Raw genomic sequence first — 20,897 nt, 5'->3', positions numbered from 1 at the left:
GCTTATGACAGTCAGGCTAGGCCTGCGGGGCTGAACTCTGGCTGAACACCGTGTTAAGGAAACTCCATGGCTGAATTCGGCGACATCCGTATCAATGACGAACTGACACTGCCTGCATGGGAAGTGTCGGAGGCATTCGTGCGCGCGTCCGGGCCAGGCGGGCAGAACGTCAACAAGGTGTCGACTGCGGTACAGCTGACCTGGCACGTCGAAGCGTCATCTCTGCCACCTGATGTGAAGGCGCGCTTCGCCAAACTGTATGCCAACCGGATAACCAAGGATGGCCGACTGATGCTGGAGGCTTCGGAGCATCGGAGCCAGGCGCTCAACCGGGAATCTGCGCGCAAGCGGCTTGCCGAGATGATCCTTCGTGCCAGCCGTCGCCCGAAACGGCGCATCAAGACCAAGCCGACCTATGGCAGCGTCAAACGCCGCATCGCCACAAAGAAACGCCGAGGCGAGATCAAATCCCTCCGCGGCAATGTCGACCCGACAGAGTAGGGCGCGCTAGCAGCAGCCGCCCACCGGCGCGGGGCCGCTGGCGTCTGGCGTCTCTGCAAATACGTCCGGCGCGGCGCAGCCGGGGAAGACGCCGAAATGGGTCTTGCCGTCGCCGACCACCTGGAAGAATGGCGCAAAGCGTGTCTCCATCAGCATGGCGAGCGTGTTGCCGCAGACCGGGAAGACGCGACCGGCTTCAATCTCGTGCTCAGCATCCAGAATGAAGACGCGCTCCATGCCTTCGACGCCGCCCTTGTAGATGACAGCCTGGCCGTAATCCTCGCAGGCCGTCTCCAGACCGTCGAGCTTCATCAGGCGTGCTGTGACCGAGGCAAAGCGGATCGGCTCGACCTTTGCCTTCAATTTCGGATCTATGATGGCAAGGCGGCGATGGTTGACGACGCGCGGATCGGCAAAGCCAGCCGCCATCGCGATGGCTTCATAATCGTTCCAGTAGAGCGCCCCCGACAGGCATTCGCCATACAGGACCGGATCATCAATCAACTCCTGCGGGATCCGCCGGTCGGCATAGACGTCCGAGAAATAGAGCTCGCCGCCGGGTTTCAGCAGGCGGTGGGTCTGCCGGAAGACTTCCGGCTTGTCCGTGCAGAGATTGATGACGCAATTGGAGATGATGAGGTCAAAGGAATTGGGCTCAAGATCAAGCTCGCCCAGCTTTTCCAGTTCGCCTTTCACAAAGCGCGTATTGGGCGAGTCGTAGCCAAATTGCTCGGCGTGCCAGGCCTCATGTGCGCGGGCGACGTCCAGCTGCTCATCCGTCATGTCGACCCCGGTGACGTGGCCGGTCGGGCCAACCAGCTTGGCCAGGGCGAACACGTCGCGTCCGGCCCCGCTGCCAAGGTCCAGCACTTTCAAACCTTCCAGCGCGGCCGGGATGGCGAGGCCACACCCATAATACTTCGCGGCCACATCATCATGGACGGCGGCGAGGGCGGCCGAGACATGCGCCGCTGGACGAGACTCCGTCGTGCAGGCATCGGTCTTCAGGTCCGACGAGCTTGTCAGCGTCTCGCCGTAATAGGTTTTCACCACATCCTGCATCTGGTACATTTGAGTCTCCGCATTGATCGGGGCGACCCTAGGCAGGTACGCCAGTCGTTTCCAGTCACGGATATGTGTGCGAGCGCGCTAGCCCTTCTTGATCGGCTTGCCGCGATACGGGCTCTTGCCTTGGGGCTTGCGCGCGCCGTCGGCCTTGTCAGCATAGGGGTTCTTGCCCTGCCGGACGAACAGGCGGATCGGCACGCCATGCATGTCAAAGGCATCGCGCAGATTGTTGATCAGATAGCGCTTGTAGGTTTCCGGCATCTGGTCACCGCGCGAGGCGATGAGCACGAAGGTCGGCGGACGCGCCTTCATCTGGGCCATGTAGCGTGGCTTGATGCGCTTGCCCTGAACGCTTGGCGGCGGATGGCGCTCAACCGTGTGGCGCAGCCAGCGGTTCAGATCGCCCGTCTTCACGCGTGCGGTCCAATCCTGATAGACCTTGACCACGGCTGGCATCAGCCTGTCCGTATGCCGACCAGTCAGGCCGGACAGGAACACGACGGGTGCACCGCCAGCATTCGGCATCAGCCGGTTGGCAAGATCCCGGATATGTTTGGCGGCTTCATCCGGCTTTTTCACCGTGTCCCATTTGGAAATGACCAGCACGACGCCGCGGCCTTCGCGCAGGGCGAGGTCGGCAATCAGCAGGTCCTGTTTTTCCATCGCCTCGTGTGCGTCCATGACGAGGGCAATGATATCGGCATATTTCAGCGAGCGGATGGTCTCGCCAGTCGACATGCGTTCAAGGCGCTCCTGCACCTTGTTCTTGCGGCGCAGGCCAGCGGTATCGACCAGGCGGATGCGGCGGCCTTCCCATTCCCAGTCAATAGAGATGGAGTCGCGCGTGATGCCGGCTTCGGGACCGGTCAGCAGGCGGTCCGATTGTAGCAGCTGGTTGATCAGCGTGGACTTGCCGGCATTCGGGCGGCCGACAATGGCCAGTTTGATCGGCTTGTCGTCTTTTTGCGGCTCGGGTTCAACGTCGACATCCGCCGCTTCAATGGCGGCGACGAGATCATCATCGGACACAGAGAAATCGTCGATATCGATATGGGCGAGCTTCTCGATAATGTCCTCGGCGGCGCGGGGATCATAATCCAGCTCGGCCTCCTGCAGGGCGAGCTCGAACGCTTCCTCGCCCAGTGCCTGACGAATGGCTTCGTAAAGTTCGGCCATGCCCTCGCCATGCTCGGCAGACAAGCCAATCGGTTCACCCAGGCCCAGCGACCAGGCATCCATCACGCCGACCGTGCCCTGTTTGCCTTCAGCCTTGTTGGCCGCCAGAACGATCGGGATATTGGCCTTGCGCAGCAGGGCGGCAAAGTTCTCGTCTTCCGGGGTGACGCCAACGCGGGCATCAATCAGGAAGAGGGCCAGTTCAGCCTCGGCAATCGCGGCCTCGGTCTGTTGGCGCATGCGGGATTCGAGACTGTCGTCATAGGAGGTCTCATAGCCCGCTGTGTCGATCAGGACCAATGGCAGGGAGGCAAGACGCCCTTCCGCCTGCTTCCGGTCACGCGTCACACCCGGCTGGTCATCGACCAGCGCGATCTTCTTGCCGACGAGGCGGTTGAACAGGGTCGACTTGCCCACATTGGGGCGTCCGACGATGGCGAGTTTCAAAGGCATGGCGGGGCCCGCTCCTATGCGTTCAGGCGAGGCGCGCCAGCCCGGCGCAGCCTGCTACTGAATCGCAACCAGTTTTGCTTCATCGGTCAGCAGGAAGACTTTTCCCTGCACGGCGATGGGTTCGATGTAAGTCGTGTCCTTGATATCCAGAGACGCGGTCTGTTCGCCCGTCTGCGGATCAAAGGCGAGCAGCTCGCCATAGGACGAAACGATCAGGATGCGTCCCGACGCAAGAAGCGGACCGGAATAGCTGATCCGTTTCTTCTTTTTCTTCTCGTTCTTGTACTGCGGCAGCTCGGTGACCCAATAGGCGTCGCCTGAGCCAGCATCCAGCGCCGCCAGAGTGGCATTGGTGCCGATGACAAACAGGAATTTCCCGCTGAGCGCTGGGGCTTGGGTCGAGCCGATGGGGCGCGCCCAGACGCGATTGCCGCTGCGCCCGTCAATCGCGACCGTGATGCCGGACTGGCTCGACGCGAAGACGAGGCCACCGGCCAGAACCGGGCGTGAGCCGATATCGTTGATCTCGGAAATCGGTGTGAAGCGGCCGGCCTGCGAAATGGCATCCGTCCAGAGGCGACGGCCATTATTGGCAAGATAGGCGATGATCTCACCAGAGGAGTAAGGCGCGATCACGAAGTCTTCGATGGCGGCCGGGCTTGGGCTGCCGAGGACGCGGGCGGATTCCGCAATTGCCTGATCGCTCCAATCGGTCTCGCCGGTCTCAAGGTCCAGCGCGAACACTTCATTATTGTTGGAGGCGACAAAGATCGTGCCGTCCTTGACGGTGGGGGCACCCGTCATGGGCACGCCAAGCTCGCGCTTCCACAATTCGGTCCCGTCTTCGGCGCTGACGCGTGTGACATAGCCAAAGCCACTTGCGACGATCAGCGTACCATCTGTCACGGCAAGGCCGCCGCCGAGCGCGGTCTTGTCGCGCTTGGTCAGGCCTTTGAGTTCCTTTTTCCAGAGCGTGCGGCCGCTGGAGATTTCCGTCGAATAGATCGTCTGGTCCGCATCCAGCGTGTAAATGGCAGTCTCGCTGGCGACCGGTGGCGTGGTCACGGCAGACTTGTTGCTGGAGCCTTTGCCGACCGAATTGCGCCAGGCGATTTTCAGGTCAGGCGCTGCGTTGACGTGGCCTGGTGCCTTGGCGGGGGTTCCGCCTGCTTCCGGCCAGGATGCCATATCCGTGGGAGGCAACAGTTCGATGGATTCCGTGGCCAGCTCAGGCTTGGCCTCAACCGCTTCCTCCGCGAGCACCATCGTGACACGGCCAGCCTTGTCGAGCTGTTCCTTGTCGTCATTGCCGGAATTGCCGAAGAACGGAATGCTGCTGCAGGCCGTCAGGGCGATGAACGCCGTTGCGGTTGCGGTCAGCTTGAGTGGGCGTGAAAGCCTCATTGGCCGGTCTCCTCGATATCGGCAGTTTCAGCGGGCGCTTCGCCCTCAACTGGTGTCTCAGTGTCGCTTGCGGCCGCTTCTTCAGCTGGCGCGGGCGGGATCGCAGCAAGGGCGATCTCGGCGCGGCGCTTCACGCCTTCGGGCGCAGCCGCATCAAAGCGGAGACGGTTGAACTCGGTCCGGGCGCGGGCAATGTCGCCGCTCTCGAAAGCTTTCGCCGCGATCAGTTCACGGGCAAGCGCGCCGAGCGGGCCTTCATCCTCGACCAGGCTGCCGAGCGTCGCTTCAAGGTCTGCCATGGACTGGGTGTCGACCGAGAAATACGCGGTCTTCAGGATGGACAGGCGCTCATACGGGCTGCCTTCCACGGCAGCCACGGCCGATAGGGTGCGCGTGGCGCCATTGGCGTCGCCGCCGCCCTCATATTGGGTCTGCGCCAGATATTGCGCTGCCAAAGGTGCGATCTTGCCACTGCCTTCGGCCAATTCACGGAACGCGGCTTCGGCCTCGACGTAATTGTCTTCTTCCAGCAGGGTCAGGGCGTTCTCGAAGGCGAGCGCGCGTTCTGCCCGGGCCTGTTCAGCCTGTGGGCGCAACACGAATTCATTCAGGGCCACCGCCCCGATGAGCAGCGCTGCCGCGCCATAGATAAAGGGCCTGTAGCGTGTCCACAGGCCTTCCATCTTGTCCTGGCGCAGGCTTTCATCGACTTCGTCAAAAATGTCGCTCAACGTGGCGCTCCGATCGGGTAATCTGACTTCGGGGGGAACCTAGACGCGCCTGCGCCCAGCTGCAACGTGTCAGGGCTGTTTCGCCTCAGGTTTTCGCAGGGAATAGGTCTCGGCTTCGCCGGGGAATTCGCGGGACCGGACGTCGACAGCAAACTGGCCGAGGGCGGTGTCGATCTCGCTGCGGAGGTCGGCGTAACGGCGCACGAATTTCGGCGCCCAGTCGAACAGGCCCAACATGTCCTGTGTGACCAGTACCTGACCATCGCAGCTGGCGGACGCGCCGATGCCGATTGTGGGGCAGCTGACGGCCTTGGTAATCTCGTCGGCGAGATCGCGCGCAACGCCTTCGATGACGATGGCAAATGCGCCCGCTTCGTCTGCAGCGCGCGCCTCGTTCAGCACGATGTCGCGTTCGGATTCGGTGCGGCCCTTGGCGCGGAAGCCACCATCGACATTCACCGCCTGCGGGCGCAGGCCGACATGGCCCATGACCGGAATGCCACGCTCCACAAGATGGGCGATCTGGGTAGCGGCATAGGCGCCGCTCTCGATCTTGACCGCCTGACAGCCGGTTTCCTTCATGATGCGGGCGGCATTCAAAAAGGCCTGATCTTCGCTCGTCTCGTAGCTGCCAAAGGGCATATCGACGACGACGAAGGCCTGCTGGCTGCCGCGCATCACGGCCTGACCGTGCAGGATCATCATCTCCATCGTCACGCCAACGGTCGAGGGCAGGCCATGGACCACCATGCCGACGCTGTCGCCAACGAGGATCAGGTCGGCATGCGGGTCCATGATCTCGGCCATTGGCGCGTCATAGGCCGTCAGGCAGACGAGCGGTTCACCCCCTTTGGCGGCGGCGATATCCTTGACGGTTTTGCGGGAAATTCGGGTTTGTTTCGACATGGCCAGCGACTTAGCCTGCCTCAGACCGGCGGGCAAGCGCATGTGAACGGTCGCTCCGGCGCTGCCGGATCAGCTGCGGCCTTTGGGGAAGTGCTGCAGGGCGGTGGGTATGTCCACCCACTCATGCCGGGTTTCTTCCCAGACCGAGCGGATCGGCCCGGGAAAGCGCGGATCTGCGATCGCCCCTACGGCGATACCTGCTGCTTCCGGGTGCTTTTCCGTGACCCAGTAGACGGTAGACCCGCAAGTGGGACAAAAATAGGTCGTGAAGGTACCCCCGCTGTCAGCTTCGCGTGTCCAGGGGGTAGCCTTGCCTGTAATGGTCAAAGCAGTGAGCAGGTAATATGCCCCCACTCCGAAGGGGGAGCCGGTGCGACGCTGGCACGCGATACAGTGACAGGCGACGACGGCCGGCGTGATATCGTCAGGCAGCGTGACTTTCAGGGCGCCGCAAGCGCATTGCGCATCCATGTGACTACACTCCCGGCACGACAGGCACGCCGATCAGCCATTGATGCAGGTGGAAGACGAACGCGACATACACGCCGGTTCCGATCACCAGCGCGCCAATGTCTCCCATATTGGACACCGCCACATCAGCCGGCGGGCCATTGTCGCCGCGCTTCTTCACTGCGATCCGGTCGATCACGGCATAGGCGAGGAAGCTGCCGAACAGGATGATCGAGTTCCACTCGCCATTGGCCAGAAGGTGACCAAGCGCCCAGAGCTTCACCGCCACCAGCATGGGGTGCTTCAGGGCTTTCTTGATCCGGCCTGTCGGCAGGTTGGCAGCGACGAGAAAGATCAAGGCTGGCAGCATCAGCGCCATGTTGACGTGTGAGCCCCAACTGGGCGCGAAATAGAGCGATCCCATCCAGCGCGCTGCGTCATAGCCATAGATGATCAGGACCAATCCGATCAACGAAATCAGGCTGTAGAGCCCCATATAGGGGCCGTAGCCAATACGTTGTTTCAGATCCTCTCCCGGTTTTCGGCTTCGAAACGCGGAAAACAGATGGACCCCAAAGAACACAACCAGCCCGGCAATCAGATACGGCATGACGATTTCCTCCCGAGCGGGAGTCTATGCGGAGTCCGGGATGTGGGAAAGTGGAAAGCCTGAAGGCGGCCTCAGCCCTCGGGCTGATCCTTGAGCCAGACTTCGACATTGCCTTTTAGCTTCAACGTGAGAGGCTTGCCCTTGCGATCAAGCGCCTTGCCAGCCGCAACGCGGATCCAGCCTTCAGATACACAATATTCCTCGACATTGGTTTTCTCGGTTCCGTTGAAGCGGACGCCGATCTCGCGTTGCAGCAAATCTGCATCGTGAAACTTGCTGTCTGGATCGAGGGCGAGGCGGTCTGGGAGCGTGTCGGTCATGTGATGCTGTTTGCCAGCGAATGCGGGAATTGCAAGAGCCCAGACCCAACTTGATGGCCCGAAATGGGAATGAAGACATGGTTAATGGAAAGTAGTGGAATCATTTCCCCACTAAACCGGGCTTTATGGAACTGTCGCTATTGGTTACCGCAGAACAGAACAGGCTGATATGCGAAGTATATCCGACATCAAGCATTACCGTACAATGCTCCAGAACGCGCGAACGCTCGAAGAAGCGGTCGTCATGGAGCAAATGCGCGCGACCTCGAGAAATTTGTCAGCGCTCTACGCGATGTTGTGTGTCGCGTCGCTGTCGCTCGGGATGAGCTTCCTGAACCATGCGCCGTTATACCTGACACTCGGCCTGCCATGCCTGTTCATCGTAGGGAGTATCCTGCGGATCAATCACTGGCGCGATTCACAGGCTGAATTCACAGATCCCCTGCGCGCCCAGCGTGATTTCGTGGTGATAGAAATTGGCTCGCTGATCATCTTTGCGGTCATCGGAGGCTGGATTGCTCTATTGTGGCCCTACGCGATCGGTCGGCAGGAAGCGCAATTGGCTCTGTTTACCGGCCTGATCGGCCCGGTTGGCATGATGTGCTCAATGCCGCGCCCGCGTATTGTGGCAGCTGGCTTGTCGGGGACGTTGCTGATATTCTGCTTCGTCTTCGTGCGCCATGATCCGTTTTACTATGGCTATATGGCCGTGCCGATGGCGGTGTCGTATGCGGCATTCCTGAAAGTGTCCCTGACTTACAAGCAGCGCATCGCGGAATCGGTGATGCTGCACAATGAGCTGGTCTCTGAGAATGAGCGGGCTTCGGGCCTGGCGGAATCCAATCGCTTCCTGGCCTTGTCAGATACCCTGACCGGCCTGCCGAACCGCCGCCGCTTCTTCGAGCAGATAAACCTTTTCTTCGAGCGCAGCCCGAGTGGGGAATTGCCGATTGTGGGACTGGTCGACCTGGACGGCTTCAAGCCCTTGAATGACGTGTTCGGACATTCGGCAGGGGATGCCATGCTGGTGGAAACAGCAAACCGTATGAAGGCAGCGGCGGCCCGCTATGGTGGTTCGGTCGCGCGCCTTGGCGGAGATGAGTTCGCGTACGTCCTGCCGTGGAACACATCGCGCGATGAAGCCATGAAGTTCTCGCTGGAACTGGTCGCTTCGATCAGTCACCCGGTTGTCCTGCCGAGTGGAGATATCAGCCGCGTATCGGCCTCGGTCGGCATGTCTTCGCGCAGCTTTGATGTCGCCTCGGCAAAAGACCTGCTTGAGCAGGCAGATTTTGCCCTGTTCCGCGCCAAGGAAGCGACGTCCGGCCCCGTGGTCGAGTTTTCGTCTCATCATGCCGCCAGCAAACGCCGCGAAGTGCTTGTGCACCAAGCTTTCAAGAATGCGGATCTCGACAAGGAAATTCATCTGGTTTTCCAGCCGATCATCGACACGCGCGATGGGGCCATTCGGCGTTGCGAGGCACTGGCGCGCTGGGACAGTCCGGAAATTGGTATGGTGCCGCCGGGCGAGTTCGTGCCGATTGCCGAGAAAGCCGGCATGACCCAGGAAATGACTCTGGCAGTCTTCCGCAAGGTGATTGCCCAGCTGAAGGTTTGGCCGGAAACGGCGCGGATTGCGGTGAACCTGTCTGCGCAGGATGTGAACAGCCGGCAGTGTACGGACCTGCTTGCCTCGATGCTGATCCGCCAGCCGCCGAGCCTGCGCCAGCGCATTTCGATTGAGGTGACCGAATCCTCTTTGCTGACGGATTTCACCGAGGTTCACAACAACCTGCTGAAATTCCGGGAACTGGGTGTGAAGATCGCGCTGGATGATTTCGGCACAGGCTTCTCGTCCCTGCGGTACTTGCAGGAATTGGAATTCGACATTGTGAAGATCGATCGAAGCTTCATATCGTCAATCGACCACAATCAGAAAAGCTTTGGCCTTGTCCGGACGATCAGCCGCCTCTGCCGGTCGCTGTCGATTGCCTGTGTGGCGGAAGGCGTGGAGACCCGCGAGGAACTGGACCATGTGCGCTCGGCCGGGTGCCATCTGGTCCAAGGCTATATCTTCACCAAGCCCCTGATGGCCGAGAAGATGCTGCCTTACCTGACCGGCGAGCTGAAGTTCGACGGCATGGGATCCATGCTGTCGGTCCCAACCCAGGTGGTCGCCTGATCGACTTCGCCCCGCAAGGCAAATTTCTTGTTACCGCCCGCCTCATGGTCATGCTATGGAAACAGCAGGGACGCCTGAAAGGCTGTGAAGGGAACAAATTCAATGACACTATCCGTAATCAGCGCCGGTTTCGGGCGCACAGGCACGATGTCGCTCAAACTGGCGCTCGAGCAACTTGGCTTCGGGCCGTGCCATCACATGATCGAGGTCATCGAGAATGGCGAGGCACAGGTTCCGCTCTGGAATTCTGCGCTGGCGGGCACACCAGACTTCGGCGCCATTTATGACGGGTACAATTCCGCCGTGGACTGGCCAACCGCAGCCTTCTGGCAGGAGACGGCCGAGGCCTATCCGGACGCGAAGATCATCCTTTCGACGCGTTCCGCCGAGAGCTGGTACAGCAGCATATCCGAGACCATTCTGGCCACCGTCTGGGCGCCGGACACCTGGCCGCCGCAAGCGACCGAATGGTTCAAGATGGTGACAAAAGTGCTGGAGCGCAGCTTTGGCGGCGCGAAAGACAAGGACAGCCTGATCGCCGCCTTCAACGCGCACGAAGCCGAAGTGAAGGCGACCATTCCCGCCGAGCGCCTTCTGGTCCATTCGGCAAAGGATGGCTGGGAACCGCTCTGCGCCTTCTTCGGCGTGCCGGTGCCCGCCGAGCCTTATCCGCGTACCAACAGTAAGGAAGAATTCTTCCAGCACATGACCAAGGCCGACAACATGTAGGCTGGCCGCGCCAGCAGGTGCGACGCCTGTGAGGGCGCTTCGGGGGAGTTTGAATTTTCGTGAAAGGTGGCGCGGTCAGGGGTCCGGACCGGGCAGGGCGTAGCTTTGGCTGAACGGCATCTGGCAACTTGGTTCGCCCGCATCAAGTCGCACACGGTTCCGGTGTTCGCCCGGATGAGCGGACTTCAGTTCGCCAATTGCCAGGCGGAAAGCTTTTGACCATGTGAAGGCCAGCGGGTCCGGTTCGCGCTCATGCGGCACGTCGCCGATCCATTGAAGATACACGGTGCCGCGATGGTCGATGACCGTCATGAACGGAACGCCCCGGCCCTTCAGCGCCCGCACATACAGGCGCAGGGCGACCGTCTGCAGCCAGATCCAGAACCGATAGGGTTCCAGATGCGGCTTGAGCGGGCCGACAGGGGCAAACAGCGTGTCCATGCAGCCAATCCTGCCACGGCGCCAGGTCCGGTTGGATAGGGCGTAGAAAAAACCCCTGACCTGCGCGGCAGGTCAGGGGTTTTGACGTTAAAGGGCCGGGGACAGGCCGGGTGGTCTCCCCGGATCAATTAGTAACTCTTCGGCAGGCCGAGGACGCGTTCGGCGATGAAGTTGAGGATCATTTCGCGGCTGACCGGGGCGATGCGAGCGAGCATGGCTTCGCGCATCATGCGCTCGACATGGTACTCTTTCGCGTAGCCCATGCCGCCATGCGTCAGCACGGCGGTCTCGCAGGCGCGGAAGCCGGCTTCGGTGCCAAGGTATTTCGCGGAATTGGCCTCGGCGCCGCAATCCTGCCCGGCATCGTAGAGTCCTGCCGCCTTGTAGGCGAGCAGTTCGGCGGCGGAGAGTTCGGCCCAGGATTTTGCCAGCGGATGCTGGATGCCCTGATTCTGGCCAATCGGGCGGCCAAAGACGACGCGCTCTTTCGCATAGGTCGCGGCCCGCTCCAGCGCGGAAAAGCCGAGGCCGATGGATTCCACCGCGAACAGGACACGCTCGGGGTTCAGGCCCTGAAGCAGGTATTTGAAGCCTTCGCCTTCTTCGCCGATCAGGTGGTCTTTCGGCACTTCGAGCCCATCAATATAGAGCATGTTGCACTCGACCGCCTTGCGGCCCATTTTCGGGATCGGCTGGCGCTCGATCTTGTTCGGGTCGAGGTCTGTGTAGAACAGGGAGAGGCCGAGATACGGCTTGGCGCACTGGTCCTTGGGCGTGGTGCGCGCGATGATCAGGATCTTGTCGGCGCGCTGGGCGCCAGTCGTCCAGATCTTGCGTCCATTGATCGTGTAGCCGGTGTTCGTGCGCTCGGCCTTGGTTTCGAGGCTGGACGTGTCGAGGCCGGAATTCGGTTCGGTCACGGCAAAGCACATCTTCTCCTCGCCAGAGATGATCTTGGGCAGGTTTTCGCGCTTCTGTTCCGGATTGCCGAAGCGCTCCAGGGGCTTCGGCCCGAAAATGTTGAGATGGATGGCCGAGGCGCCGGAATAGCCCGCGCCGGTGCGCGTGACGGTCTGCATCATCAGCGCGGCTTCGGTCAGGCCGAGGCCCGCGCCGCCATATTCCTCCGGGAAGGCAATGCCGAGCCAGCCGCCCGCGGCCATGGCATCACAGAATTCCTCCGGCCAGTCGCCGGTCTCGTCCGTCTTCGCCCAGTAATCATCCCCAAAGGGTTCGAGCGTTTTTTCGACGGCGGCCTTGATGGCGGCCTGATCTTCACTCATCGGCGCGATCTGATGCATGTGACGTAATCCTCCTGAGGGCCAGACTTAAGGCGGCCATGCAGGCCCGTCCAGCGATTGCCCTGCGTCAGGGGAGCGCAATTGTGCGCGTGATGCCAATGGCTGTGAGGAAGGCTGGGTCGTGGCTGATGACGAGGAGGGCGCCGGAATAGGCGTTGAGGGCGGCTTCTAGGGTTTCGATCGTGGCCATGTCGAGATGATTGGTCGGCTCGTCCAGCAGGAGGAGTTCGGGGGGCTCGGGCGCGGCAAAGATGGCGGCGAGGCCCGCGCGCAGGCGTTCGCCGCCGCTGAGCATCGCCACGGACTGGTGGGCGGCCTCATTTCGGAAGGCGAAGCGGGCGAGGGCGGCATGGGTTTCATTCTTTGTCAGGTGCGGCTGGACGGCCCGGATGGCCTCGAGAATCGAGCCGCCCGAGGGCAGCAGGCTGACATGCTGGTCGAGCCGGGCGATGCGGGGCGTCAGCGTCTCGACCGTGCCGGAGGCGGGGGCGATTTCGCCAAGGATCATGCGCATCAGCGTCGACTTGCCGGCGCCATTCGGGCCGGCAATGGCGATCCGCTCCGGCCCTCTGATGTCAAAGCTGAGCGGCCCGAACAGGCGGCGGTTGCCGAAGGCGGCGACGGCCTCGGTCACGCGCAGGATGTCCTTTGACCGGGGCAGGTGGACGTGCGGCAGGTCCATTGTGATCGGGGCCGTGATCTCCACCTTTGCGCGGGCGGCTTCCAGTGCGGCAGCGCTTTCGTTGGTCTGGCGGCTGGCAAGGTCGCCGCCCCGTGCGGCGGTGGCCTCGGCGCGTTCCTGCCGCTTGTCGAGCAGCATCTTGGGGGCATCACCCTTTGCGCGGGCGGTGCGGCCCGCCTTGTCGCGCCGGTCCTGTTTTTCCTTTGCGCGCTGGGCGTCTGCCTGTGTGCGACGCAGGGCGGTCTGGGATCTGGCGAGATCAGCTTCGGCCTGTGCGCGCGCCGCGTCGCGGGCCTCGCGAAACTCGCTCCACCCGCCGCCGAACACGGTCACGCCTATGGGGGACAATTCCACGATCCGGTCCATGTGTTCCAGCAATTTTCGGTCATGGCTGGCAATGAGCGCCCCGCCGCGCCACTGGGCGAGTAGATTGGCTATGGCGTGCCGCCCGTCCGTATCGAGATTGTTTGTCGGCTCGTCCAGCAGCAGGATGTCTGGCTGTTCCAATAGAAGGCGGGCGATCATGACGCGCGTGCGCTCGCCGCCGCTGAGCCGGGACAGGCGGGTGTCCAATGGCATGTCGCGGAGACCGGTCGATGCCAGAACGGATTCGAGCCGGGACTCCAGTGTCCAGTCGGCCAAATCGGCATCTTCCAGTGAGCCTTCACCAGCGGCCAGGCGCGCAAGTCGGGCAAGGCCGTCTGCCGCACCGAGCGCTTCGGAGATGGTCTGGGCTTCGTCCGCGATCTGGGCGAGGCGGCCCAGGCGGCCGTGCACGGACAAGCTGCCGCGTGCAGGCTCCACATCGCCGGCTATGGCGCGCAACAGGGTGGACTTGCCGCAGCCATTGCGGCCGACAAGGCCAATGCGTTCGCGGCCGAGCGACAGGGTCAGGCCGTCAAAGAGCGGCGTGCCGTCAGGCGTGGTGAGGGAGAGGGAAACGAGCGTGAGAAAGGAAGACATGGACAGGCCGTGCGATCATGGAAAGGGTCAGCGAAGCATTGGGCTTTGCGTAATCCATGTCTTTGCCTCCAGTGGTTTCTCTGCGGATCGAAGTGCCTACATACGCATTCCGGCGCTGAGTTCAAGGAAAATCAGACTTGCGCCGGAAGCGCGCGAGATGGCGCGAAGGCAGCGGCAAGGTCGCTGGAGTCGCCACCCAGTATCAGGTCAGCCACGATCCTTGCCGTGATGGGCGTCAAAAGGATGCCATTGCGATAATGGCCTGCGGCGACGAACATGTTGGGCTGGCGCGTGCGACCGAGAAAGGGCGCGAAGTCTGGTGTACCGGGACGTATGCCGGACCATGCGGAGGTGATGCGGGCATCCGCCAGCGAGGGCACGATGCGGGAAGCGTCTTGGAGGAGGTTGGCGACATCATCCGTGTTCGGCATACCTGTCGTACGGCCGGGCTCCATCGTGGCGCCGATGACAAGCTGGTCGCCGCGTGGCACCATGTAGATCGGACCGGCGCGCAGTGTGGTGGCGGGGTGGTCTGCCCGACGCTCAACCGACAGCATCTGGCCGCCATAAGTGTCGATCTCATCCAGCGACGAGTCCCAGTTTGCCAGGCTGAATTGCTTGCCATGTTCGGTCACTTTCAACTCGCCGCTCTGCCAGCCGGCTGTGATCAGAATGAAATCATGGCCTTCCACATCCAGCGCGTCGTCGTGTGACTGTAACGGTGCGGGCGTGCGTTCCAGCATGATGCGAGGGTGGCGTTCACACAGGGCGAGCAGCGCCGAGACGACGGCGCGATTGTTCACGTGGCCATCCGTGGTGAGCTGCAGGACGCCGCGCAGGTCAGGCGACAGCGCCGGTTCGATCCGGCGTGCGGCATCCATGTCCAGCCGCTGGCCGGGCAGGCCGCGCTTGGTCAGCGTGTCGAGGATTCCGTCGAGATGGGCTGCCATTGCTTCACTCGCGGCGACCGCCAGGGATGGTCCGGCCGCATATCCGACAGTTTCTCCGCTTTCGGTTTCAAGGTGCGCTGCAAATTCCGGCCAGAGCCGCGCGCTTTCAAGACAGAGATCAAAAAGTTGGGGGTGAACGCCCGGCTCTGAGGCGGCCTCGAAGGCGGGGGCAATCATGCCAGCAGCAGCCCAGCTGGCGCCGCGACCGGGTGTGTTGGGATCGTAGAGCGTGATGGCCGCGCCACGCCGGGCGAGTTCGAGCGCGCAGCTGAGGCCGATAATGCCCGCGCCAGCGATGGCAATGCGGGGGGAAGATGTTTCGGGGCGGGCGGCGCAGGTCATCTGCGCTATCTATGCCATTCTACTAGCGAATTGAACGCTCAGGCGGCGGAGACCTGCATTTTCTGGCTTTCCCAATAGGATTGGAAAGCTTCGGCCCATTTCTGGCTCTGGAACACGATTTCCTTGCACATCTCGCCGGTCGGACGGAATGCGGTGCGTACCATCATTTCGGGGCCTTCATCGGCGTCGCGCTCAAGCTGTTCGATGACGAACGCGTCGAGCGTGGCTGACAGAAGCGCGTCCTCTTCCGGTGACCCTAAATCGAGATCCACTACGATATCTTTCATTGTCATCCCCAAGCACCTGATTGTTACGTCCGGTTTTCCGGACTCATTTTGTATCTTCAGATCAATATCGCATTTTGTGCGATGCAGCATAAGATTCTTGCTCATGACCGTCCCAATCCGGGGGTCTGTGCAAATTTCGGGCAAAAAGGTCGCGCATGTCGTTCGTTGCGATCCATTCTCAAATGTGATTGAACAGATCATCAATGCCCCTCAAAGAGAGTTTGTTCCATGAAATGGTATGCATCCCTGGCCACCGCCTGCGTTTTTCTTGCCGCTTGCGGGGCACCCTCTGGAGATTCCGGGGAGTCCGAAGCTGCTGCAGAATCTGTGGCTGAGCCCACCGGCCTGCTAAATGTGTATTCGGCCCGGCACTATGATTCCGACAAGGAGCTTTACAAACGCTTCGAGGATGAGACCGGTATCCGCATTCGGTTTCGCGAATCCGGCGCGGCCGAACTGCTTGAGGCGATGAAGGCCGAAGGCGACAATAGTCCGGCGGATGTCATTATCTCGTCCGATGCTGGCACACTTTACCGATTCAAGGATGCGGGCCTGATGCAGCCCGTCGAGTCCGAATTGCTAGCGACGCGCATTCCCGAGCATTTCCGCGATCCGGACAATCATTGGTACGGTCTGGCCAAACGGCTGCGCGTGATCGTGTATGATCCTGCCCGTGTCGAGCCGGAGCAGGTGGATGAATATGCCGACCTCGCCAGCGCCAATCTCGAGGGCGATGTCTGCATGCGGTCCAGCACGAACATCTACAATCTCTCCCTGATGGGGGAATTGATTGATCGACTTGGCAAGGATACGGCCGAGGCTTGGGCGCGCAGCGTGGTGGCGAACTTCGCACGTCCGCCCCAGGGCGGCGACACCGGGCAGATTGAGGCAATTGCCGCTGGCCAATGCTCGGTCGCGCTGGTGAACCATTATTACTGGGTGCGCATGACGCAAGGCTCCGACGCCCAGCGCAAATCGGTTGAAAAGACCATGCTGTCCTTCCCGCAGCAGGATAGCTGGGGCGCGCATGTGAATGTCACCGGCGCGGGTGTTGCGGCCCATGCGCCGCACAAGGAGGCTGCCATCCAGTTCATTGAATGGCTGGCCGGTGAGGAGGGCCAGTTCCTGCTGACCACCGAGACCAAGGAAATCCCGCTGGTCGCTGGCGCCGAGATGCCGGAAGGGCTCGACCGGCTGCCGCCTGATTTCAAGGAAAGCGTGTTCCCGCTCAACAAGCTTGGAGAGAATCAGGCCGAGGCACAGGCCATCTACGACCGGGCTGGATGGAACTGATCTCGTTTGAGCGCTCTGGCCGCCATACGCCGCTTCCGATTCAGGAGCATTGACGGGCCCGCCTTATTGGCGGGCTTGATCATTGCTGTACCTGTCGTCGTGACCCTGTTTGCGGGCCTGATGAATGGTGGCGGTGAAGCGTGGACCCATATCCGCGACACGCTGTTGACCGGCTACACGACCGGCACGCTCGGCACGCTGCTGTTAACCGCGCTCATGACGCTCGCCGTTGCGGTTCCGGCGGCTTGGCTGGTGACGATGTACCAGTTTCCGGGACGGGGCCTGTTCGAATGGTTGCTGATCCTGCCTCTGGCGGCGCCCGGCTATGTGCTTGCCTATGCCTATGCCGATCTGATGGGCCTGATGGGGCCGTTCCAGACAGCGATCCGGGATGTTACCGGCTGGACCGCGCGGGACTATTGGTTTCCGGACATGCGCAGCCTGCCGGGGCTCGCCTTCGTGCTGACCTGCGCGCTTTATCCTTATGTCTATCTGACGGCCCGAGCGGCCTTCGTCTCGCAATCTGTCTGCGCTCTGGAGGCGGCGCGCAGTCTGGGTGCCAGCAGTGCCCGGCGGTTCTGGCAGGTCGCCCTGCCGGCCGCCCGACCGGCCATCGCAGCCGGCCTTGCCCTGACCCTGATGGAAGCGGCGGCCGATTATGGCGCAGCGGAGTTTCTCGGTGTGCCCACTCTGACCTTCGGCATTGTGCGCGCCTGGCAGAGCTTTGGCGAACCCGCGGCAGCGGCGCGGCTCGCTCTGGTTCTGGTCGTGATCGTGATCGCGCTGATTCTGACCGAGCGTCATACGCGGGGACGTGCGGGCAGCCAGCAAAGCTCGACGCGGTGGCGCAGCGTGTCACGGGCGCGCCTGCCACGCTGGGCCGGCCTGGGCGCAATGGCGGCCTGTGCGCTCCTGTTCCTTGCTACTTTCGTTTTGCCAATGTCGCGCCTGGTCTGGCTTGTCATGGAATCGCAAGATCAGATCGCGCCAATCGGGCGGGCGTTGGTGAACACGCTGATCCTTGCCGGGTCAGGTGCGGCGCTGGCGTTCGTGCTGGCGATGGTCATCGCGCTGACGGCCCGGCAGAGCGGACTGATCGCCGGCTTCGCGCGTCTGATGGCCTCGACCGGCTACGCCATTCCGGGTGCCGTTCTCGCGCTCGGCGCGCTGTTGGTGATGGGATATCTTGGCATCACGCTGACCGGGGCGGGGGCAATCGTGGCCTTGGCATGGGTCTATGCCAGCCGGTTCACCACGTCGGGCGCAGAGCCGATGGTGGCAGCGCTCGGTCGCGCCCCGGCCTCCATGGGCTATGCCGCCGAGAGCCTTGGGGCTTCGCCGCTGCGCCGCGCGGTTTCCGTTGACCTGCCGGTCGCGCTATCAGGCGCCATGGCTGGTGCACTGATCCTGTTCGTTGAATCCCTGAAAGAGCTGCCGGCTACCTTGATGCTGCGACCTTTCAATTGGGACACACTGTCTGTTCGGGCGAATGCCTATGCCACGGATGAGCGTCTGGCGGCGGCGGCCTTGCCGTCCCTGCTCATCACGCTGGCAGGCTTGCTGCCCGTGATCCTGCTATCGTGGCGGCTCAGCCATTCGCGTCCGGGGGACACGGAATGAGCGTGCATTTGACCGCGACGAACGTAACCCGCCGCTATGGGCCAACCGCTGTGGTGGAGGGCGTAAGCCTCACTCTGGAACCCGGCAACATCACAGCATTGCTCGGTGGGTCCGGCGCAGGAAAATCGACTTTGTTGCGCTTGTTCGCCGGACTTGAACCGCTCGATGGTGGTGAGATCCGGCTGGGAGATGAATTGCTCTCTGCGCCGGGCAAGACGGTCCCGGCCGAGAAACGCCGCATCGGGCTGATCTTTCAGGATTTCGCCTTGTTCCCGCATTTGACCGCCGCGCAGAATGTGGCCTTCGGGCTCAAATCGCGCGGCAAGGAAGCGGCCCGCCTGCTGGCGGCCGAATGGCTGGAGCGGCTTGGTCTGACAGATCGGGCCGGCGCATACCCGCACGAACTCTCGGGCGGCGAACAACAGCGCGTGGCCATCGCGCGCGCACTTGCGCCGGAGCCTGCCGCGATCCTGATGGATGAGCCATTTTCCGGTCTCGACCCTGCATTGCGTGGCAGTGTGCGGGATACGGCGCTTGCCGCGATCCGGGAGGCTGGCATTCCGGCACTGCTGGTGACGCATGACCCGACCGAGGCGCTCGAAAGCGCCGATTGCATTGCCATTCTTCAGGGCGGGCACTTGTTGCAGCAGGGTGAAGCGGCTGAAATCTACCAGAGACCGCAAAGCGCGGCGATTGCCGCCGCTCTCGGTCCAGTCAGCCGCATACGGGCCGCAGACCTGCCGACCGGACTCGTCGGGCAGGATGTACCAGTCGGAGCGGAACTGATCGTACGCCCGGAAGGCGTGTTGCAGGATGAGAGTTCGGCGGTAAGGGCGAGCGTAACAGCCAGCCAGCTGACCGGACCTCTTTGTCGTTTGTTGCTGGAGTGCCAGGGACAATCTCTTACCGCGCTCGTGCCGCGCATGACGGCACCCAAAGCAGGAACGGAGATTGGTATTCGGCTCGATCCAACCCTGACATTCATCTTCCAGTCAGCCGATTCCTGACAAATCCGTTATAGTGCGAGGAAGCCCTCGCCAATCGGTAAGGCATCCCATAAAATCAGGGATGTAGATGCAATCAACAGGAGGCGCTTTGCATGGCGCGAAATTTCCTGAAACTGGCCGCGACCGCAGCGCTCGCCGCAATGATGGCGGCAAGCGCCACGGCCCAAAGCCTGATCCGCGATGCGGAGATCGAGGAGACGCTGCGCGAATGGACCAATCCCATTCTCGAAGTGGCTGGGCTGAAGCCGAACGATGTCGGCCTGTACCTGATCAATGATCCTTCATTGAACGCGTTCGTGGCGAACGGTCAGAACATACACCTTCATACCGGCCTTATTATCGCTGCGGATTCCTCGCTGCAGATCAAGGGCGTGATCGGGCATGAGACCTGTCACATCGCCTGTGGCCACTCGGTCAGCCGTTCGCGCGCGGCCGGGGTCGCCATGCGCCCGGCGCTGCTCTCTATCGGTCTTGGTATTCTGGCCATGGCCGCCGGTGAAGGGGGGGCAGGTGCAGCCCTGATCGGTTCATCACAACAATTTGCTGCGCTGAACTTCTTCACGCACACGCGTTCGGAAGAGGCCACGGCCGATGCCGCGGCAGTCGAATACCTCACGCAGCTTGGTCAGTCGCCCCGCGGGATCGTCGAATTCTTCGAGAATTTCCGCTATCAGGAAGTCCTGTCCAGCGCGCGCCGATATCCCTATTTTCGGGCCCACCCGCTCGCATCGGACCGGATCCGCACCGTGCGCCAGCTGGCCGAAGATTCCGGCATGATGGACACGCCGCAAACCGATCGGGAATTGCATCAATACCAGATGATGCGTGCCAAGCTCATCGGCTTCCTCGACACACCGAACAAGGTGGCACGCGAATACCCGGCCAGTGACCAGAGCCAGCCAGCGCGATATGCGCGTTCCATCGCCGCCATGCAGGTCTCCGATATTGATCGCGCGCTGATCGAGGTGAACTCACTGCTTGAAGACGATCCGGAAAATCCATTTTTCTGGGAGCTTAAAGGCCAGATCCTGTTTGAGAGCGGCCGCGCGGCCGAATCTGTTGCGCCGCACGAGAAATCGCTCGAACTGAAGCCGGGCCAGCCCCTGCTGCTGATCAACCTTGCCCGGTCACTGAATGCGCGTGACGAAGCAGGCGATGTCGAAGCCGCCGAAAAGGCTTTGCATGATGCGTTGATTGCCGAGCCGAACAATGCATTCGCCTGGGCTCAGCTGGCCATCACATATGAAAAGCAGGGGCGCCGCGCCGATGCCCAGCTGGCCACGGCCGAGTCTGCCTATGCTGTGGGCGACATCGTACGAGCCAACCGGTTTGCCCATTTTGCTGTCCAGAGCCTGGAGCCTGGCACGCCGGATTATCGCCGCGCTGACGACATCCTGTTGGTGACCGATGCCAACAATCCGGACAATCGCGACATGTATCGCCGCAATCGGCGTTTCTCGCTCACGGTCGAATAGTCCTGA

General features: G+C 61.8%; 20 protein-coding genes. 7 read left to right on the top strand and 13 right to left on the bottom strand.

Annotation, left to right across the window (positions count from 1 at the left end; genetic code table 11):
* The first annotated feature begins 66 nt into the window (after positions 1-66).
* On the top strand, positions 67-501 hold the full coding sequence (gene arfB, locus CFA77_RS13345; RefSeq protein WP_206991108.1) for an alternative ribosome rescue aminoacyl-tRNA hydrolase ArfB: 435 nt from the start codon (positions 67-69) through the stop codon (positions 499-501).
* Between the two features lie 6 nt (positions 502-507).
* Here arfB and CFA77_RS13340 read toward each other — a convergent pair whose 3' ends face one another.
* The 8 genes from CFA77_RS13340 to CFA77_RS13305 all read right to left on the bottom strand — a co-directional run bounded on the left by CFA77_RS13340 (position 508) and on the right by CFA77_RS13305 (position 7,619).
* On the bottom strand, positions 508-1,563 hold the full coding sequence (locus CFA77_RS13340) for a methyltransferase domain-containing protein (RefSeq protein WP_206993253.1): 1,056 nt from the start codon (positions 1,561-1,563) through the stop codon (positions 508-510).
* Between the two features lie 87 nt (positions 1,564-1,650).
* Entirely contained in the window at positions 1,651-3,198 is a 1,548-nt protein-coding gene (gene der / locus CFA77_RS13335) for a ribosome biogenesis GTPase Der (RefSeq protein WP_206991107.1), read from the bottom strand.
* Between the two features lie 54 nt (positions 3,199-3,252).
* Positions 3,253-4,602: a PQQ-like beta-propeller repeat protein gene (locus CFA77_RS13330; RefSeq protein ID WP_206991106.1), complete on the bottom strand. Its 1,350-nt coding sequence runs from the start codon at positions 4,600-4,602 to the stop codon at positions 3,253-3,255.
* Complete coding sequence (locus CFA77_RS13325; protein ID WP_206991105.1) at positions 4,599-5,333, bottom strand: hypothetical protein; 735 nt, start codon at positions 5,331-5,333, stop codon at positions 4,599-4,601. Before CFA77_RS13325 ends, CFA77_RS13330 begins: the two co-directional genes overlap by 4 nt.
* Positions 5,334-5,402: 69 nt before the next feature.
* Positions 5,403-6,239 carry a 3-methyl-2-oxobutanoate hydroxymethyltransferase gene (gene panB / locus CFA77_RS13320; protein WP_206993252.1) on the bottom strand — a complete coding sequence of 279 codons (837 nt, stop codon included), beginning with the start codon at positions 6,237-6,239 and terminating at the stop codon, positions 5,403-5,405.
* A 69-nt stretch (positions 6,240-6,308) separates the two neighbouring features.
* Positions 6,309-6,710: a GFA family protein gene (locus CFA77_RS13315; RefSeq protein WP_206991104.1), complete on the bottom strand. Its 402-nt coding sequence runs from the start codon at positions 6,708-6,710 to the stop codon at positions 6,309-6,311.
* A 4-nt stretch (positions 6,711-6,714) separates the two neighbouring features.
* Positions 6,715-7,299: an NnrU family protein gene (locus tag CFA77_RS13310; RefSeq protein ID WP_034810989.1), complete on the bottom strand. Its 585-nt coding sequence runs from the start codon at positions 7,297-7,299 to the stop codon at positions 6,715-6,717.
* A 71-nt stretch (positions 7,300-7,370) separates the two neighbouring features.
* Complete coding sequence (locus CFA77_RS13305; RefSeq protein WP_034810991.1) at positions 7,371-7,619, bottom strand: DUF3297 family protein; 249 nt, start codon at positions 7,617-7,619, stop codon at positions 7,371-7,373.
* Between the two features lie 169 nt (positions 7,620-7,788).
* Between CFA77_RS13305 and CFA77_RS13300 the strand changes: the two genes are divergently transcribed.
* Together CFA77_RS13300 and CFA77_RS13295 are read left to right on the top strand one after the other, a co-directional pair.
* On the top strand, positions 7,789-9,801 hold the full coding sequence (locus tag CFA77_RS13300; RefSeq protein ID WP_206991103.1) for a bifunctional diguanylate cyclase/phosphodiesterase: 2,013 nt from the start codon (positions 7,789-7,791) through the stop codon (positions 9,799-9,801).
* A gap of 102 nt (positions 9,802-9,903) precedes the next feature.
* A complete protein-coding gene (locus tag CFA77_RS13295; RefSeq protein WP_206991102.1) occupies positions 9,904-10,530 on the top strand; it encodes a sulfotransferase family protein in 627 nt (208 codons plus the stop codon).
* A 75-nt stretch (positions 10,531-10,605) separates the two neighbouring features.
* On the opposite strand, the gene CFA77_RS13290 is transcribed toward CFA77_RS13295, so the two are convergent.
* From CFA77_RS13290 to CFA77_RS13270, 5 genes are all read right to left on the bottom strand, one after another.
* On the bottom strand, positions 10,606-10,971 hold the full coding sequence (locus CFA77_RS13290) for a hypothetical protein (protein WP_206991101.1): 366 nt from the start codon (positions 10,969-10,971) through the stop codon (positions 10,606-10,608).
* Positions 10,972-11,099: 128 nt separating this feature from the next.
* Positions 11,100-12,272 carry an acyl-CoA dehydrogenase family protein gene (locus tag CFA77_RS13285; protein ID WP_156947782.1) on the bottom strand — a complete coding sequence of 391 codons (1,173 nt, stop codon included), beginning with the start codon at positions 12,270-12,272 and terminating at the stop codon, positions 11,100-11,102.
* A gap of 67 nt (positions 12,273-12,339) precedes the next feature.
* The gene (locus CFA77_RS13280) at positions 12,340-13,917 is read right to left on the bottom strand and encodes an ABC-F family ATP-binding cassette domain-containing protein (protein ID WP_206991100.1); all 1,578 of its coding nucleotides are present in this window, start codon (positions 13,915-13,917) and stop codon (positions 12,340-12,342) included.
* A gap of 131 nt (positions 13,918-14,048) precedes the next feature.
* The gene (gene thiO, locus CFA77_RS13275) at positions 14,049-15,209 is read right to left on the bottom strand and encodes a glycine oxidase ThiO (protein WP_206991099.1); all 1,161 of its coding nucleotides are present in this window, start codon (positions 15,207-15,209) and stop codon (positions 14,049-14,051) included.
* A 38-nt stretch (positions 15,210-15,247) separates the two neighbouring features.
* On the bottom strand, positions 15,248-15,496 hold the full coding sequence (locus tag CFA77_RS13270; RefSeq protein WP_156947783.1) for a hypothetical protein: 249 nt from the start codon (positions 15,494-15,496) through the stop codon (positions 15,248-15,250).
* A 228-nt stretch (positions 15,497-15,724) separates the two neighbouring features.
* Here CFA77_RS13270 and CFA77_RS13265 point away from each other — a divergent pair, with 228 nt between their 5' ends.
* The 4 genes from CFA77_RS13265 to CFA77_RS13250 all read left to right on the top strand — a co-directional run bounded on the left by CFA77_RS13265 (position 15,725) and on the right by CFA77_RS13250 (position 20,891).
* Complete coding sequence (locus tag CFA77_RS13265) at positions 15,725-16,789, top strand: extracellular solute-binding protein (RefSeq protein ID WP_206991098.1); 1,065 nt, start codon at positions 15,725-15,727, stop codon at positions 16,787-16,789.
* A 75-nt stretch (positions 16,790-16,864) separates the two neighbouring features.
* Positions 16,865-18,409, top strand: coding sequence for an iron ABC transporter permease (locus tag CFA77_RS13260; protein ID WP_242517367.1), 1,545 nt, complete (start codon positions 16,865-16,867; stop codon positions 18,407-18,409).
* Positions 18,406-19,416 carry an ABC transporter ATP-binding protein gene (locus CFA77_RS13255; RefSeq protein ID WP_206991097.1) on the top strand — a complete coding sequence of 337 codons (1,011 nt, stop codon included), beginning with the start codon at positions 18,406-18,408 and terminating at the stop codon, positions 19,414-19,416. The genes CFA77_RS13260 and CFA77_RS13255 overlap by 4 nt, the downstream gene beginning before the upstream one ends.
* 92 nt (positions 19,417-19,508) lie before the next feature.
* Positions 19,509-20,891, top strand: coding sequence for a M48 family metalloprotease (locus tag CFA77_RS13250; protein WP_034811014.1), 1,383 nt, complete (start codon positions 19,509-19,511; stop codon positions 20,889-20,891).
* The last annotated feature ends 6 nt before the right edge of the window (positions 20,892-20,897 follow it).

It is taken from the genome of Hyphomonas sp. KY3 (assembly GCF_017309975.1).
In the GTDB taxonomy this organism is placed as follows: domain Bacteria; phylum Pseudomonadota; class Alphaproteobacteria; order Caulobacterales; family Hyphomonadaceae; genus Hyphomonas.
Note: the sequence above shows the minus strand (reverse complement) of the source record. Positions and strands in the feature narration are given on the sequence as shown.

Bases quoted from the DNA above. Each gene is read 5' to 3' on its own strand.
- CFA77_RS13300 (WP_206991103.1), top strand. From the start codon at position 7,789: ATGCGAAGTATATCCGACATCAAGCATTACCGTACAATGCTCCAGAAC.
- CFA77_RS13270 (WP_156947783.1), bottom strand. From the start codon at position 15,496: ATGAAAGATATCGTAGTGGATCTCGATTTAGGGTCACCGGAAGAGGAC.
- CFA77_RS13315 (WP_206991104.1), bottom strand. From the start codon at position 6,710: ATGGATGCGCAATGCGCTTGCGGCGCCCTGAAAGTCACGCTGCCTGAC.
- CFA77_RS13295 (WP_206991102.1), top strand. From the start codon at position 9,904: ATGACACTATCCGTAATCAGCGCCGGTTTCGGGCGCACAGGCACGATG.
- arfB (WP_206991108.1), top strand. From the start codon at position 67: ATGGCTGAATTCGGCGACATCCGTATCAATGACGAACTGACACTGCCT.
- CFA77_RS13310 (WP_034810989.1), bottom strand. From the start codon at position 7,299: ATGCCGTATCTGATTGCCGGGCTGGTTGTGTTCTTTGGGGTCCATCTG.
- CFA77_RS13305 (WP_034810991.1), bottom strand. From the start codon at position 7,619: ATGACCGACACGCTCCCAGACCGCCTCGCCCTCGATCCAGACAGCAAG.
- CFA77_RS13265 (WP_206991098.1), top strand. From the start codon at position 15,725: ATGAAATGGTATGCATCCCTGGCCACCGCCTGCGTTTTTCTTGCCGCT.
- thiO (WP_206991099.1), bottom strand. From the start codon at position 15,209: ATGACCTGCGCCGCCCGCCCCGAAACATCTTCCCCCCGCATTGCCATC.
- CFA77_RS13250 (WP_034811014.1), top strand. From the start codon at position 19,509: ATGGCGCGAAATTTCCTGAAACTGGCCGCGACCGCAGCGCTCGCCGCA.
- CFA77_RS13330 (WP_206991106.1), bottom strand. From the start codon at position 4,602: ATGAGGCTTTCACGCCCACTCAAGCTGACCGCAACCGCAACGGCGTTC.
- CFA77_RS13290 (WP_206991101.1), bottom strand. From the start codon at position 10,971: ATGGACACGCTGTTTGCCCCTGTCGGCCCGCTCAAGCCGCATCTGGAA.
- CFA77_RS13340 (WP_206993253.1), bottom strand. From the start codon at position 1,563: ATGCAGGATGTGGTGAAAACCTATTACGGCGAGACGCTGACAAGCTCG.
- panB (WP_206993252.1), bottom strand. From the start codon at position 6,239: ATGTCGAAACAAACCCGAATTTCCCGCAAAACCGTCAAGGATATCGCC.
- CFA77_RS13255 (WP_206991097.1), top strand. From the start codon at position 18,406: ATGAGCGTGCATTTGACCGCGACGAACGTAACCCGCCGCTATGGGCCA.
- CFA77_RS13285 (WP_156947782.1), bottom strand. From the start codon at position 12,272: ATGCATCAGATCGCGCCGATGAGTGAAGATCAGGCCGCCATCAAGGCC.
- CFA77_RS13280 (WP_206991100.1), bottom strand. From the start codon at position 13,917: ATGTCTTCCTTTCTCACGCTCGTTTCCCTCTCCCTCACCACGCCTGAC.
- der (WP_206991107.1), bottom strand. From the start codon at position 3,198: ATGCCTTTGAAACTCGCCATCGTCGGACGCCCCAATGTGGGCAAGTCG.